The following is a 12,900-nucleotide window of genomic DNA, read 5'->3' as shown; positions in this document are numbered from 1 at the left end:
TCTGCTTCCTCAGCTCTGTGCCGCAGCTTTGGGCAGGATGTCGTTGGCCACCATCTCGCCAAACGGGCTTACGTAGTTGGCGCCTTGCGGCTGCTCCGGGCGGTTGATTTCCAGGTGCGGGAACAGCAGCTCGGCGACCCGGTACGATTCTTCCAGGTGTGGATAACCGGAGAAGATGAAGGTGTCGATGCCCAGGTCCGCGTATTCCTTGACCCGCGCCGCCACGGTCGGACCGTCGCCGACCAGCGCCGTGCCGGCACCGCCGCGCACCAGGCCGACGCCCGCCCACAGGTTGGGGCTGACTTCGAGATTGTCGCGGTTGCCGCCGTGCAGGGCAGCCATGCGCTGCTGGCCGACCGAATCGAAGCGTGCCAGCGAGGCCTGGGCGCGCTGGATGGTCTCGTCGTCCAGGTGCGAGATCAGGCGTTCGGCGGCCTGCCAGGCCTCTGCGTTGGTTTCACGCACGATCACGTGCAGGCGGATACCGAAGCGCACGGTACGGCCTTGGGCGGCTGCCTTGGCACGCACCTGCTCGATCTTCTCGGCCACCGCCGATGGCGGCTCGCCCCAGGTCAGGTACAGCTCGACCTGCTCGGCGGCCAGATCCTGCGCGGCGTCCGACGAGCCACCGAAGTACAGCGGCGGACGCGGTTGCTGGACCGGCGGGTAAAGCAGCTTGGCGCCCTTCACCTGGATGTGCTGGCCGTCGTAGTCGACCACCTCGCCTTCCAGCACGCGGCGCCAGATGCGGGTGAATTCGACCGACGCCTGGTAGCGCTCTTCGTGGCTAAGGAACAGGCCATCACCGGACAGCTCGTCCGGGTCGCCGCCGGTGACCAGGTTGAACAGCGCACGGCCGTTGGACAGGCGGTCCAGGGTTGCCGCCTGACGCGCCGCGACGGTGGGAGAAATGATCCCAGGGCGCAGTGCCACGAGGAACTTCAAACGCTGGGTTACCGGGATCAGCGACGCTGCCACCAGCCAGGAGTCTTCGCACGACCGGCCGGTGGGAATCAGTACCCCACCGAAGCCGAGACGGTCGGCAGCCTGGGCGATCTGCTGCAGGTAGCCGTGATCGACCGCGCGGGCACCTTCGGAGGTGCCCAGGTACTTGCCGTCACCGTGTGTGGGAAGAAACCAGAATATGTTCAGGCTCATTGGAGTTGTCTCCTCAAGGGTGGCTCAGACCGGGGCGACGCCCCGGCGCAGGCAAAACAGTCAGGGCGCGGTAGCGACCTTGGCCGGGGGTGTCCAGATCACATCCTTGATGCTCAACGGCTTGGGGATGAGTTTCAGGGTGTGGAAGGTGTCAGCGATCTTCTGCTGCGAGGTGATCACCTCCGGTGTCAGCGGCGCCGCACCGTAGCCCTGGCGCTTGACCGAGGTCAGGGTGATGTCGGCGGGCAGGCCGAGCAGCGGCGCCACCTGGTCGGTGACCTCCTGCGGGTTGGCCTGCGACCACTCGCCAACGGCGCGCACTTCGTCGATCAGCGCGCTGACCACGGCGGGGTGCTGGGTGGCGTAGTCGCGGGTGGCCAGGTAGAACTGGTGGTTGTCGACCAGGTCCTTGCCGTCACGCAGGGTGCGGGCCTGCAGCTGCTTCTCGGCGGCGGCCTGGTACGGGTCCCAGATCACCCAGGCGTCGACGCTGCCTCGCTCGAAAGCGGCGCGGGCATCGGCCGGCGGCAGGTACACGGGCTGGATATCGCTGTATTTCAGGCCGGCGTCTTCCAGGGCGCGGACCAGCAGGTAGTGGACGTTGGAGCCTTTGTTGAGCGCGACCTTCTTGCCCTTGAGCTCCTTGACCGACTGGATCGTCGAGCCCTTGGGCACCAGGATCGCCTCGCTGTGCGGCGCGGGCGGCTCGTAGGCCACATAGAGCAAGTCGGCACCGGCGGCCTGGGCAAACACAGGCGGGGTTTCGCCGGTCACGCCGAAGTCGATCGAGCCCACGTTGAGGCCTTCGAGCAGCTGAGGGCCGCCGGGAAACTCGGTCCATTGCACCTTGATGCCCTGGTCGGCAAGGCGCTTCTCCAGCGTGCCCTTGGCCTTGAGCAGCACCAGGGTGCCGTATTTCTGGTAACCGATGCGCAGGCTCTCGGCCTGGGCTTGGGTAATGGCGCCGAAGGACACAGCCGCCGCAAACAGGGCGACCAGACCACGACGCAAGAAGACAGTGCGCATGGCGCTCTCCTGCGAGTTGGGTTCAGGTTGCACCTGCTTGCCCGTTGGCGGGCGAGTAAGGTGGAAAAACGGTAAGGCGTTACGGCCGGCTCAGATGCTCCAGCGGGCGCTGAGCAGGCGTTCGTTCAGTACGCCTGGGGCCACGGGCCTGGGCCGACGGGCCAAGGCACTGTGAAACAGCTCAAGCGATTCGAGCAGGCGCGTTTCAAGCGCGGCTGCCAGTTGCGCGGGCTTCGATCCTTCGCCGTAGGCGATCTGGCTGTCGTCAGCAAAGATCCCCTGCAGCGTTTCCTGGGCCTTCAAGGCCGACAGTACAGGCTTGAGCGCATAATCCACCGCAAGCATGTGGGCGATGCTGCCACCGGTTGCGATCGGCAGGACCACCTTGTGTTCCAGGGCCCGCTCGGGCAGCAAGTCGAGCAAGGTCTTCAAGGCACCGGCAAACGAAGCCTTGTACACAGGTGTCGCGACGATCAGGCCATCGGCCTGTTCCACCAGTTGCTGCAAGTGCTGCACCCGGGGGCTGTCGAAACGGGCGTGGAGCAGGTCCTCGGCCGGGAAGTCCCGTACCTGGAATGTCACCACTTCCACACCCTGGCCCTGCAGCCACTGCCGCGAACGATCCAGCAGCACGCCGGAGCGCGAACGGGTACTTGGGCTACCGCCGATGGACACAACCAGCATGACGCTCATCCTTGGGTTCGATGGGGTGACATTAACAGCCCCGACATATATCTAGAAATCATATTTTTTCATGTGTTTATATCTTAAAGAGATAACAACACCGAGGCCCGCAGAAACGCCAGACAATAAAAAAGGGCCGTCGAAACGGCCCGAAGATCCCTGCTATGGATAAGAGCAATGCAACAAGAATTCAGCGATTGGGTTGAGGCGTCAGGCGCAGGTACGGCTTGACCGCGCGGTAGCCGCGGGGGAAGCGCTGCCTGATCTCCTCTTCGTCCTTGAGCGATGGCACGATCACCACCTCGTCGCCATCCTGCCAGTTGGCCGGCGTGGCCACCTTGTGGTTGTCGGTGAGCTGCAACGAATCGATCACCCGCAGGATCTCGTTGAAGTTGCGCCCGGTGCTGGCCGGATAGGTGATGGTCAGGCGCACCTTCTTGTTCGGATCGATCACGAACAGGGAGCGCACGGTGAGGGTGTCATTGGCGTTGGGGTGGATCAGGTCGTACAGGTCCGAGACCTTGCGGTCGGCGTCGGCGATGATCGGGAAGTTGACGGTGGTGCCTTGGGTCTCGTTGATGTCCTCGATCCAGCGATGATGCGAATCGACCGGGTCGACCGACAGCGCGATGGCTTTGACCCCACGCTCGGCGAACTGCTCCTTGAGCTTGGCGGTGAAGCCCAGTTCGGTGGTGCACACCGGCGTGAAGTCGGCCGGGTGGGAGAACAGCACACCCCAACTGTCACCGAGCCATTCGTGGAAGCGGATGGTGCCGACGCTGGATTCCTGTTCGAAGTCGGGGGCGATGTCGCCGAGTCTGAGGCTCATGGGGTGCGGCTCCTTGGCTGGATGCTTTATGGGATTGAATGTGCCTGCATTTGATGAAAAATAAAAAGAATAAATATCGATTTATTTATAACTATAGAGAATATCTAAACGCAGTTAAAAAAAAGCCTCGCACCAGGCGAGGCTCTCTTTTCAATACGCTTACAGGAAGTTGTAAGTGTAGTTGAAGATCAGACGGGTCTGATCCTGGTCAGCAAGGGAGTTGCCGCCGCTGCCACGGTACACACCGTGACGCAGGGAAGTACCCAGGCCTTTGAGCGGGCCTTCCTGGATGACGTAGTCGATACGCGCATCACGTTCCCACTCGCTGTAGGTGCCGTTGCCGTTGGTGTTGCGCACGTCGTCGCCACGCAGGTAGGCAACCGAGGCCTTCAGGCCAGGCACGCCCAGGCGGGCGAAGTCGTACGAGTACTGACCGAAGGTGGTGTTGGCACCAGCTTTGGCGAACTGGTTGATCATGCTGTCGGTGAACAGGTAGAAGCTCGCGCCGGCCGCACCTTCGAGGTTGCCATTGCCGTCGACTACGCTGCCCTGGTTCAGCCAGACGAAACCGCCGTCGTCGCTGACTTGCTGATGGCCGAGCATCAGCGCATGGCCACCCAGGGTATAGGTGAACATGGCGCTCCAGGTCTTGTTATCGACCTCGCCACGGTTCTTGGCATAGCCAGCGTTGTTGTTGAAGATATAACCCGGATCACCATTCTTGCCGTCGCTGCTGCTATCGAAATAACGCAGGTCGGTCTTGAACGACTGGTCCTGGGAAATCGGGTAGACGTGTACCAGACCCAGGAAGTGCTGCTTGTAGAAGTCTTCCAGGTTCGAGTAGTAGTACTGCAGGGTCAGGTCTTTGGTGACCTTCCAGTCAGCACCACCGTAACGGAACTTGTTGCTGTCCTGGCTGGCGCCAGCGACCGACAGGCCGGTACGGTTGCTCGACGCACGGCCCATGGCGTGGGTCAGCTGACCGGCGTTGATGGTCAGGCCATCGATTTCCTTGGAGGTGATGGTGCCACCTTCGAAGGTCTGTGGCAGCAGGCGACCGTCGTTGGAGACCAGGATCGGCAGGGCCGGTGCCAGTGCGCTACCAAAGTGCGCCTCGGTCTTGGAGAAGCGTGCCTTGGCGTTACCGCCGATGCGCGACCAGTCGTGCACAGCGGAGCCGTCCGAGTCACTCGGGAAGAACGAGCTGTTGTCCGGGTGATGACCGCGGCCGCCATCCAGGTGAATACCCCACAGGGCTTGAACATCGACACCAAAGCCAACGGTGCCTTCGGTGTAACCGGACAGGTAGTCGAGCTTGAAGCCTTGACCCGACTCGCGGTTGTCGCTGCCGCCTTCACGGTTGTCGTTGTCGAAATACATGGTGCGCGAGCTCAGGGACAGCTTGCTGTCCTCGACGAAACCTGCGGCGCCTGCTTGCTGGGCCAGAACCCCCAGTGCCACGGCCAGAGCCAGGCTGGACTTGTACATGTTTTGCTCCTCTACGTTCTAATTCTTGTGTGTCGCTGAAGGCGGGGTCTTATGCCCTGCTCTTCTGTCGATGGGGCGATTTAGCACCAAGATGCGACCCTTGAGTCAATCGTTACTTTTGATTTCACGACCTTGGTCTAATACGCGGCCGGGATGACAGGATAATGACAATCCTATAAATCCAGAATGATTGTTTTACAAATTTCTCAGATTATTGAGGAATAACGATGAAACCTTTAATACCGGAGGTTGTATCGGCAACCGCCTCTCATTCCTTTAGGTTATTGGCAAACGATTGCCCGGAAAAGCCTTTTCCCAGTAACCGGGCTTGACGCAAGCGACGCGCCAGAGCCTAGCACCGGGTTCGGATTTCTGCCGTGAGGCCAAGGGTTATCATGCGCCATTCGTCGCTCGGGCTACGGGGACGGCGCCTAAGCCAATGTAAAAAGGTTATTTACGAACGGACTCTTGGATCAACCAGCTTCTTCTGGACTGGCCTAAGCGCTTTGGGAGCGTGCCTTGTGCCGCGAAACGAGGGCGAAGCCCTCGCCGGGGCGCAAGGTCACAAGACGGCGCGAGGGTGGCAGGGGACAAAGACAGCTGCTCCCCCAGGGCCCGGCCAAGCCGGGCCGAGGCATGCCGGCTCCAGACCTGTGCCTGCCACCGGCTCCCTACCTCACCAGGTGCAAGAACTGCATGTGCCGTTCGTACTGGTCGAGGATGTCGTTGATGATCTGCTCCTTGCTGTAGCCGACCAGGTCATAGTCCTGGCTGCCTTCGCTCAGGTGCACCTCGGCGCGGTAGTAACGCCGGTTGCGCAGATGATCCTGGCTGCCCAGCCCGCCCAGGGCGAACGATGGCGTGAAATAACCACGCATCTGCACCTGGTAGATGAACGGCTGCTCCTCGCCATGGCCGACCTTGAGGCTGACGTTGTCATGGCTCGGGTCTTCCTGGGTGATGATCGTCAGGCCCTTCTGCTCGAAGACCTCGGTCACCTCGGTGATCGCCGGACGCACGACGCTGTCCATGAAGCGGTACACCTCGTCGCGTGACGGGAAATGCACCGCCTGGCTCAGGCGCTGGCGCCAGCCGCCACGGCCACGCCGCGGGTTGGCGAACGGCGCCAGGGAATGCATCTGCGCGATCTGGCGCTGCGACTCGAGGTAGAACGCCTTGTGCAGCCCCCACATCATCGCCAGCAGGATCACCGAGAACGGCAACGACGTCAGCACCACCGCCGACTTCAGCGAGTCGATGCTGCCGGCGAACAACAGGCTGCTGGTGATCAGCGCGGTCATCGCACCCCAGAAGATCCGCAGCCAGTTCGGCCCGTCCTCGTCAGCGTTGCCGCCACGCGCCGACAGCGTCGCGAGCACCACGGTGCCGGAGTCGGCGGAGGTCACGAAGAACACGAAACTGATGAACACCGTCACGGCGATCACCGCCTTGCTCCACGGATAGGTTTCCAGCAGCAGATAGAGGGTCATCGACGGATCGGTCAGGGCCGACTGCCCAAGCGCGGTCATGCCGTGCTCGAGCACCTGGTTCAAGGCGCTGTTACCAAAGATCGACATCCACGCCAGGGTAAAGCCCAGCGGGATCAGGAGCACGCCGAAGACGAATTCGCGGATGGTGCGGCCACGGGAAATCCGTGCGATGAACAGGCCGACGAACGGCGCCCAGGCAATCCACCAGGCCCAGTAGAACACTGTCCAGCCGCCCAGCCAGCCCTTGGCGTCGCTATAGGCGTAGACGTCGAAGCTCTTGCGCGGCAAGGCGCCGAGGTAATCCCCGATGTTCTGGATCAAGGTATTGAGCAGGTGCTGGGTGGGACCGGCGAACAGCACGAACAGCAGCAGCGCGCAGGCCAGGAACAGGTTGATGTCAGACATCACCCGCACGCCTTTTTCAACGCCGGCAACCGCCACTGCCACCGCCGCGCCCATCATCAGCACGATCAGCGCCAGCTGCACCCACTGGGAGTGCGAGATGCCGAACAGATAGTCGAGGCCGGCGTTCAGGTGCAGCACGCCAAAGCCCATGTCCGCCCCCAGGCCGAACACCGTGGCGATGATGCCGAAACCGTCCACCGTGTAGCCGATCGGGCCGTTGATGCGCTTGCCGATCAGGGGGTAGAGCGCTGAGCGCAGGGCCAGCGGCAGGTTGTGCCGGTAGGCGAAGTAGGCCAGCGCCATGCCGACGAAGGCGAACACGCCCCAGCCATGCAGGCCCCAGTGCAGGAACAGCAGCTGCATGGCCTGGCGCCCGGCCTCCTCCGTGCCCGCTTCGCCGATGGGCGGCTGCAGCATGTGGGTCAGGGGTTCGGAGACGCAGAAGAAGAACAGCGTGATGCTGATGCCCGCGGCGAACAGCATGCCGGCCCATGACAGGTAGCTGAACTCGGGCTCGTCGTGGTCGGCACCGAGCTTGATCTTGCCGTAGCCAGACAAGGCGGTGACCACCACGAAGACCAGATACAGCGTCATGGCGAGCATGTAGTACCAGCCGACCGTGTTGGCCGCCCAGTTCTGCGCGGCGAGCAGCCACTCACCCGCGGCTTGCGGGTTGCTGATGACGATGAGGCCGAATATCAGGATGAAGCTTGCCGCGAAATAGAACACGGGCGGGTTCATGCGAATCTTGCCGTCGACGACGGCGTCTGGTGCACTCATTGCAGGTACACCTCACACAGCGACGAAGGGTTGGGATTTAACGGGTTCGACAAAGGGTTTCCTCCTGTTGAACGCCGGCAGCGGACCACCGTTTAACTTGAACAAGCGTTCAAGTTAAACATGGATGGGGGGTGCAATGCGAACCGAGGGGCCGGATGGCGAGCGCTGCAGCCCGCTTCCGCGAGGGTACGAAGCAGCTTGAGCTACTTCTGCGTCCCATCATCGTGCTGCAGGTTCGCCTGGGTCAGGTTGCTGCCCGGTGGCACGCTGCGGGTCAGCCAGACGTTGCCGCCGATGGTCGAGCCCTTGCCAATGGTGATCCGCCCCAGAATGGTCGCGCCGGCGTAGATGACGACGTCGTCTTCGACAATCGGATGACGCGGATGTCCCTTCTGCAACTGGCCTGATTCATCGGCCGGAAAACGCTTGGCGCCCAATGTCACAGCCTGGTAGATGCGCACCCGCTCGCCGATGATCGCCGTCTCGCCGATCACCACGCCCGTGCCGTGGTCGATGAAGAAGCTCGGGCCGATCTGCGCGCCAGGGTGGATATCGATGCCGGTGGCCGAATGCGCCAGCTCCGAGCTGATCCGCGCCAGCAGCGGCAAACCGGAGTTGTACAGGTGATGGGCCAGACGGTGATGGATCACCGCCAGGATGCCCGGGTAGCACAACAGCACCTCATCGACGCTGCGCGCCGCCGGATCACCGTGGTAGGCCGCCAGCACGTCGGTGTCGAGCAGGCTGCGCAGCCCGGGCAAGGCGGCGGCGAAACCCTGGATCACGCGCAGGGCCCGGGTATCCGCGTCCACCTCGTCGGTCCTGCCCTGGCGGGCGGCGTAGCGCAGCTCCAGGCGCGCCTGGGCGAGCAACGCGGTCAGAGCGGCGTCCAGGGTGTGGCCGACGTAGAAGTCCTCGCTTTCCTCACGCAGGTCGACCGGCCCCAGGCGCATGGGAAAAAGCGCCCCGCACAGTTGTTCGAGGATCTGGCGCATGGCCTCGCGCGAGGGCAGCTCGCGCCCGCCCTGCTCGCCGCTGCTGCGCCCGTTGCGGGTACGCCATTGCTCGCGCGCGCTGCGCAGGCCGCTGACGATTCCGTGCAACTGCCAATGCCCGGATGCTGTTTGTTCGCTCACGGTTGTTTCTCCTGCCTGGGCAATTTATTGAACGCACTCTACGGCAAATACGACCCCGGGAAATAACAACGGTTTATTCGCAATCGCGCTAAGCAAGGCATAAGAACCCGTTGTCGAAGTCACATGCCGATTCTTCGCCTACCCTAATGAACTGAACTTCACTTCACTACCCAGCGCGAGGCCTGCCATGACGAATTTCGCCAAACCTCTTCTCAATGCCAGCCTGGCCTTGCTGCTGGGCTGCGGTCTGCTCGGCCAGGCGTTCGCCGGCGAACAGCTGAAGACCATCCAGGAAAAAGGCGTGATCAACGTCGGCCTCGAAGGCACCTACCCACCCTTCAGCTTCGTGGATGAAAGCGGCAAGCTGGCCGGCTTCGAGGTCGAGCTCTCCGAAGCGCTCGCCAAGGCGCTGGGCGTGAAGGTCAAGCTGCAGCCGACCCCGTGGGACGGCATCCTTGCTGCCCTGCAATCCAAGCGCCTGGACGTGGTGGTCAACCAGGTAACCATCTCCGAGGAGCGCAAGGCCAAGTACGATTTCTCTCAGCCCTACACGGTCTCCGGCATCCAGGCCCTGGTCCTGAAGAAAAATCTCGAAACGCTGAACATCAATGGCGCCTCGGACCTGGCCGACAAGAAAGTCGGCGTGGGCCTGGGCACCAACTACGAGCAATGGGTCAGGCAGCAAGTCCCAAAGGCTGATGTGCGCACCTACAATGACGACCCCGCCAAGTTCCAGGACCTGCGCGTGGGCCGTATTGACGCCATCCTGATCGACCGCCTGGCGGCGCTTGAATACGCGCAGAAAGCCAAGGACACCGCGCTGGCCGGCGCGGCGTTCTCGCGCCTCGATTCCGGCATTGCCCTGCGCAAGGGCGAGCCGGAACTGCTCGATGCCATCAACAAGGCGCTGGACGCGCTGCGCGCCGACGGCACCCTGGCCAAGCTGTCCACCAAGTACTTCGGCGCCGACGTGACTAAATGATCGAGGAAAGCCTGCAACTGGCCATCGATTCGGCGCCTTTTCTTCTCAAGGGCGCCTATTTCACGGTGGTGCTGAGCGTCGGCGGGATGTTCTTCGGCCTGCTCATGGGCTTTGGCCTGGCGCTGATGCGCCTGTCGCGCTTCTGGCCGGTCAACTGGCTGGCGCGGGTCTACGTGTCGTTCTTTCGTGGCACGCCGTTGCTGGTGCAACTGTTCGTCATCTACTACGGCCTGCCGCAGGTCGGGCTTGAGCTCGACCCGCTGCCCGCGGCGCTGATCGGCTTTTCACTGAACATGGCGGCCTACACCTGCGAGATCCTGCGGGCCGCCATCGGCTCGATCGACCGTGGCCAATGGGAAGCCGCCGACAGCATCGGCATGACCCGCGGCCAGGCGATGCGCCGGGCGATCCTGCCGCAAGCGGCGCGCACCGCGCTGCCGCCGCTGGGCAACAGCTTCATCTCGCTGGTCAAGGACACCGCCCTGGCCGCCACCATCCAGGTGCCCGAGCTGTTCCGCCAGGCGCAGCTGATCACCGCCCGCACCTTCGAAGTGTTCACCATGTACCTGGCCGCCGCGCTGATCTACTGGATCCTGGCGAGCATCCTCGCGCACCTGCAGAACCGCCTGGAAGCGCGGGTCAACCGGCATGACCAGGAGCAATAGCCCATGATCGTCGTAGAGCGCCTGAGCAAGCAGTTCAACGGCCAGACCGTGCTCGACGGCATCGACCTGCGTGTCGAGGCCGGCGAGGTGATCGCCATCATCGGGCCCAGCGGCTCTGGCAAGACCACGTTCCTGCGTTGCCTGAACCTGCTGGAAACCCCCAGCGGCGGGAAGATCCGCGTCGGCGATATCAACATCGACGGCGACCGGCCGCTGACCGCGCAACAGGGCGCGATCCGCCGCCTGCGCCAGCAGGTCGGCTTCGTGTTCCAGAACTTCAACCTCTTTCCCCACCGCACCGCGCTCGAAAATGTCATCGAAGGGCCGCTGATCGTCAAGAAGACCCCGCGCGACCAGGCCCTGACCCTCGGCCGCAAGCTGCTGGCCAAGGTCGGCCTGGCGGGCAAGGAGGACGCCTATCCGCGCCGTCTCTCGGGCGGTCAGCAGCAACGCGTGGCCATCGCCCGCGCCCTGGCCATGGAGCCTGAGGTGATTCTGTTCGACGAGCCCACCTCGGCGCTCGACCCGGAGCTGGTCGGCGAGGTGCTGGCGACGATCCGCGGCCTGGCCCAGGAGAACCGCACCATGATCATCGTCACCCACGAAATGAGCTTTGCCCGGGATGTCGCCAACCGGGTGATCTTTTTCGACAAGGGGGTAATCGTCGAGCAAGGCGATGCCAAGGCGCTGTTCGCCAACCCGCGGGAAGAACGCACCCGGCAATTCCTCAGCAAGTTCCTCGACACGCCTGCCTCCTGAACCGCCGCGGCCCGCGCAGGCTCTGTCCTGCGCCTGCCACGACGGAGGAACTGCGCCCTTCTATTCATATTCCTAAATGTTAGTTTATTTAGTTTTTATAAGCGCATAGGGTATATAGACCGGACCACCGGACCAACGCATGTCTGTCGCCAGCCAGCTGAAGGCGACATTTCAACCACGTGAGGTCAGGTATGTTCAGGAACACAATCACCCCAGCAAGGGCATTGAGTGCAGCCAAGGAGCGGTACTGATGTCCAGCCTTGCACAAGACACTCTCTCCAGCGATCTGGACAGCTCGCCGCTGCTGCTTCCGGCCAAGGTGCTGCGCGATGACGCCGAGGCCCTGCAGGCCGCCCGTGAACTCGCCGACAGCGCCCGCCAGCAGGCGTCGCGGCGTGACCAGCAGCGCAAACTGCCCTGGGCCGAGGTCGAGCAGTTCACCCGTAGCGGCCTGGGCAGCATCAGCGTCCCGCGCCAGTACGGCGGTCCGGACGTCTCGTTCGCCACCATCGCCGAGGTCTTCCGCCTGATCAGCGCGGCGGACCCTGCGCTGGGGCAAATCCCGCAAAACCAGTTCGGCCTGCTGCAGTCGCTGCGCGTCACCGCCAGCGATTCGCAGAAGGCCGTGCTGTTCGGCTCCGTGCTCGAGGGCTGGCGCATCGGCAATGCCGGCCCCGAGCGCGGCACCAAGGACACGCTCACGCTCAAGGCGCGAATCACCCGCGACGGCGAGCAGTATCGGGTCAGTGGCCAGAAGTTCTACTCCACCGGCGCCCTGTTCGCCCACTGGGTGGCGGTCAAGGCACTGGATGACGAGGGCCGCCAGCGCCTGGCCTTCGTGCGCCGGGGCAGTCCTGGGCTGCGCATCGTCGATGACTGGTCAGGCTTTGGCCAGCGCACCACGGCCAGCGGCACGGTGCTGCTCGACCAGGTGCCGGTCGAGGCCGAGCTGGTGATCGACAACTGGCGCCAGGGCGATGCGCCGACCATCCAGGGCGCCGCCTCGCAACTGATCCAGGCGGCCATCGATGCCGGTATCGCCGAGGCAGCCATCGAGGACACCCTCGCCTTCGTCCGCGAAAAATCCCGGCCCTGGATCGACGCCAAGGTCGAGCGCGCCAGCGACGATCCCTACGTGATTGCAGATATCGGCCGCCTGAAACTTGAACTGCATGCCGCGCAAGCGCTGCTCAAGCGAGCGGCGAGGGTACTCGATGAAGTCAGTGCCGCGCCGATCGACGAAGACGCCGCCGCCCGCGCCTCGATCGCCGTGGCCGAGGCCAAGGTGCTCACCACCGAAATCGCCTTGCAGGCCAGCGAAAAACTGTTCGAGTTGTCTGGCAGCCGCGCCACCCTCGCCGAGTTCAACCTCGACCGGCACTGGCGCAACGCCCGCGTACACACCCTGCACGACCCCGTGCGCTGGAAGTACCACGCCGTCGGCGCCTATTACCTGAACGGCAAGCGTCCTGCCCGTCACTCCTGGATCTGACTCGAC

11 protein-coding genes are annotated in these 12,900 nt (G+C 63.2%); 4 read left to right on the top strand and 7 right to left on the bottom strand.

Features of this window, described 5'->3' with window-relative positions; genetic code table 11:
- Positions 1–9: 9 nt before the first annotated feature.
- The 7 genes from ssuD to epsC form a co-directional block, all read right to left on the bottom strand.
- A complete protein-coding gene (gene ssuD, locus VJS90_RS08150; RefSeq protein ID WP_324120817.1) occupies positions 10–1,158 on the bottom strand; it encodes an FMNH2-dependent alkanesulfonate monooxygenase in 1,149 nt (382 codons plus the stop codon).
- 60 nt (positions 1,159–1,218) lie between these two features.
- Positions 1,219–2,184: a sulfonate ABC transporter substrate-binding protein gene (locus VJS90_RS08145; RefSeq protein WP_324120815.1), complete on the bottom strand. Its 966-nt coding sequence runs from the start codon at positions 2,182–2,184 to the stop codon at positions 1,219–1,221.
- A gap of 90 nt (positions 2,185–2,274) precedes the next feature.
- Positions 2,275–2,868, bottom strand: a complete 594-nt coding sequence (ssuE, locus tag VJS90_RS08140; RefSeq protein ID WP_324120813.1) for an NADPH-dependent FMN reductase — start codon at positions 2,866–2,868, stop codon at positions 2,275–2,277.
- Positions 2,869–3,058: 190 nt separating this feature from the next.
- Entirely contained in the window at positions 3,059–3,697 is a 639-nt protein-coding gene (locus VJS90_RS08135) for a peroxiredoxin (RefSeq protein WP_324120811.1), read from the bottom strand.
- 159 nt (positions 3,698–3,856) lie between these two features.
- A complete protein-coding gene (locus VJS90_RS08130; RefSeq protein ID WP_324120808.1) occupies positions 3,857–5,185 on the bottom strand; it encodes an OprD family porin in 1,329 nt (442 codons plus the stop codon).
- A 671-nt stretch (positions 5,186–5,856) separates the two neighbouring features.
- The gene (gene betT / locus VJS90_RS08125) at positions 5,857–7,821 is read right to left on the bottom strand and encodes a choline transporter BetT (RefSeq protein WP_324120996.1); all 1,965 of its coding nucleotides are present in this window, start codon (positions 7,819–7,821) and stop codon (positions 5,857–5,859) included.
- A 242-nt stretch (positions 7,822–8,063) separates the two neighbouring features.
- Positions 8,064–8,996, bottom strand: coding sequence for a serine O-acetyltransferase EpsC (gene epsC / locus VJS90_RS08120; RefSeq protein WP_324120806.1), 933 nt, complete (start codon positions 8,994–8,996; stop codon positions 8,064–8,066).
- Between the two features lie 187 nt (positions 8,997–9,183).
- Here epsC and tcyJ point away from each other — a divergent pair, with 187 nt between their 5' ends.
- The 4 genes from tcyJ (at position 9,184) to VJS90_RS08100 (ending at position 12,894) form a co-directional block, all read left to right on the top strand.
- Entirely contained in the window at positions 9,184–9,978 is a 795-nt protein-coding gene (tcyJ, locus tag VJS90_RS08115; RefSeq protein WP_324120804.1) for a cystine ABC transporter substrate-binding protein, read from the top strand.
- Entirely contained in the window at positions 9,975–10,643 is a 669-nt protein-coding gene (gene tcyL / locus VJS90_RS08110; protein ID WP_324120802.1) for a cystine ABC transporter permease, read from the top strand. The genes tcyJ and tcyL overlap by 4 nt, the downstream gene beginning before the upstream one ends.
- 3 nt (positions 10,644–10,646) lie before the next feature.
- Positions 10,647–11,402 (top strand): L-cystine ABC transporter ATP-binding protein TcyN, encoded by a 756-nt coding sequence (gene tcyN, locus VJS90_RS08105; RefSeq protein WP_324120799.1) that lies wholly within the window; start codon positions 10,647–10,649, stop codon positions 11,400–11,402.
- Positions 11,403–11,652: 250 nt separating this feature from the next.
- Positions 11,653–12,894, top strand: coding sequence for an SfnB family sulfur acquisition oxidoreductase (locus VJS90_RS08100; protein ID WP_324120797.1), 1,242 nt, complete (start codon positions 11,653–11,655; stop codon positions 12,892–12,894).
- The last annotated feature ends 6 nt before the right edge of the window (positions 12,895–12,900 follow it).

Origin of the sequence: Pseudomonas sp. (assembly GCF_035277045.1) — a bacterium.
GTDB lineage: Bacteria > Pseudomonadota > Gammaproteobacteria > Pseudomonadales > Pseudomonadaceae > Aquipseudomonas.
The sequence above is the reverse complement of the archived record's forward strand: the minus strand, read 5'-3'. Positions and strand labels throughout refer to the sequence as shown.

What these genes read in the sequence shown, in the direction of transcription:
- VJS90_RS08100 (WP_324120797.1), top strand. Translation starts at nt 11,653, where the DNA reads ATGTCCAGCCTTGCACAAGACACTCTCTCCAGCGATCTGGACAGCTCG.
- VJS90_RS08135 (WP_324120811.1), bottom strand. Translation starts at nt 3,697, where the DNA reads ATGAGCCTCAGACTCGGCGACATCGCCCCCGACTTCGAACAGGAATCC.
- ssuD (WP_324120817.1), bottom strand. Translation starts at nt 1,158, where the DNA reads ATGAGCCTGAACATATTCTGGTTTCTTCCCACACACGGTGACGGCAAG.
- VJS90_RS08145 (WP_324120815.1), bottom strand. Translation starts at nt 2,184, where the DNA reads ATGCGCACTGTCTTCTTGCGTCGTGGTCTGGTCGCCCTGTTTGCGGCG.
- tcyJ (WP_324120804.1), top strand. Translation starts at nt 9,184, where the DNA reads ATGACGAATTTCGCCAAACCTCTTCTCAATGCCAGCCTGGCCTTGCTG.
- tcyN (WP_324120799.1), top strand. Translation starts at nt 10,647, where the DNA reads ATGATCGTCGTAGAGCGCCTGAGCAAGCAGTTCAACGGCCAGACCGTG.
- VJS90_RS08130 (WP_324120808.1), bottom strand. Translation starts at nt 5,185, where the DNA reads ATGTACAAGTCCAGCCTGGCTCTGGCCGTGGCACTGGGGGTTCTGGCC.
- ssuE (WP_324120813.1), bottom strand. Translation starts at nt 2,868, where the DNA reads ATGCTGGTTGTGTCCATCGGCGGTAGCCCAAGTACCCGTTCGCGCTCC.
- tcyL (WP_324120802.1), top strand. Translation starts at nt 9,975, where the DNA reads ATGATCGAGGAAAGCCTGCAACTGGCCATCGATTCGGCGCCTTTTCTT.
- betT (WP_324120996.1), bottom strand. Translation starts at nt 7,821, where the DNA reads ATGAACCCGCCCGTGTTCTATTTCGCGGCAAGCTTCATCCTGATATTC.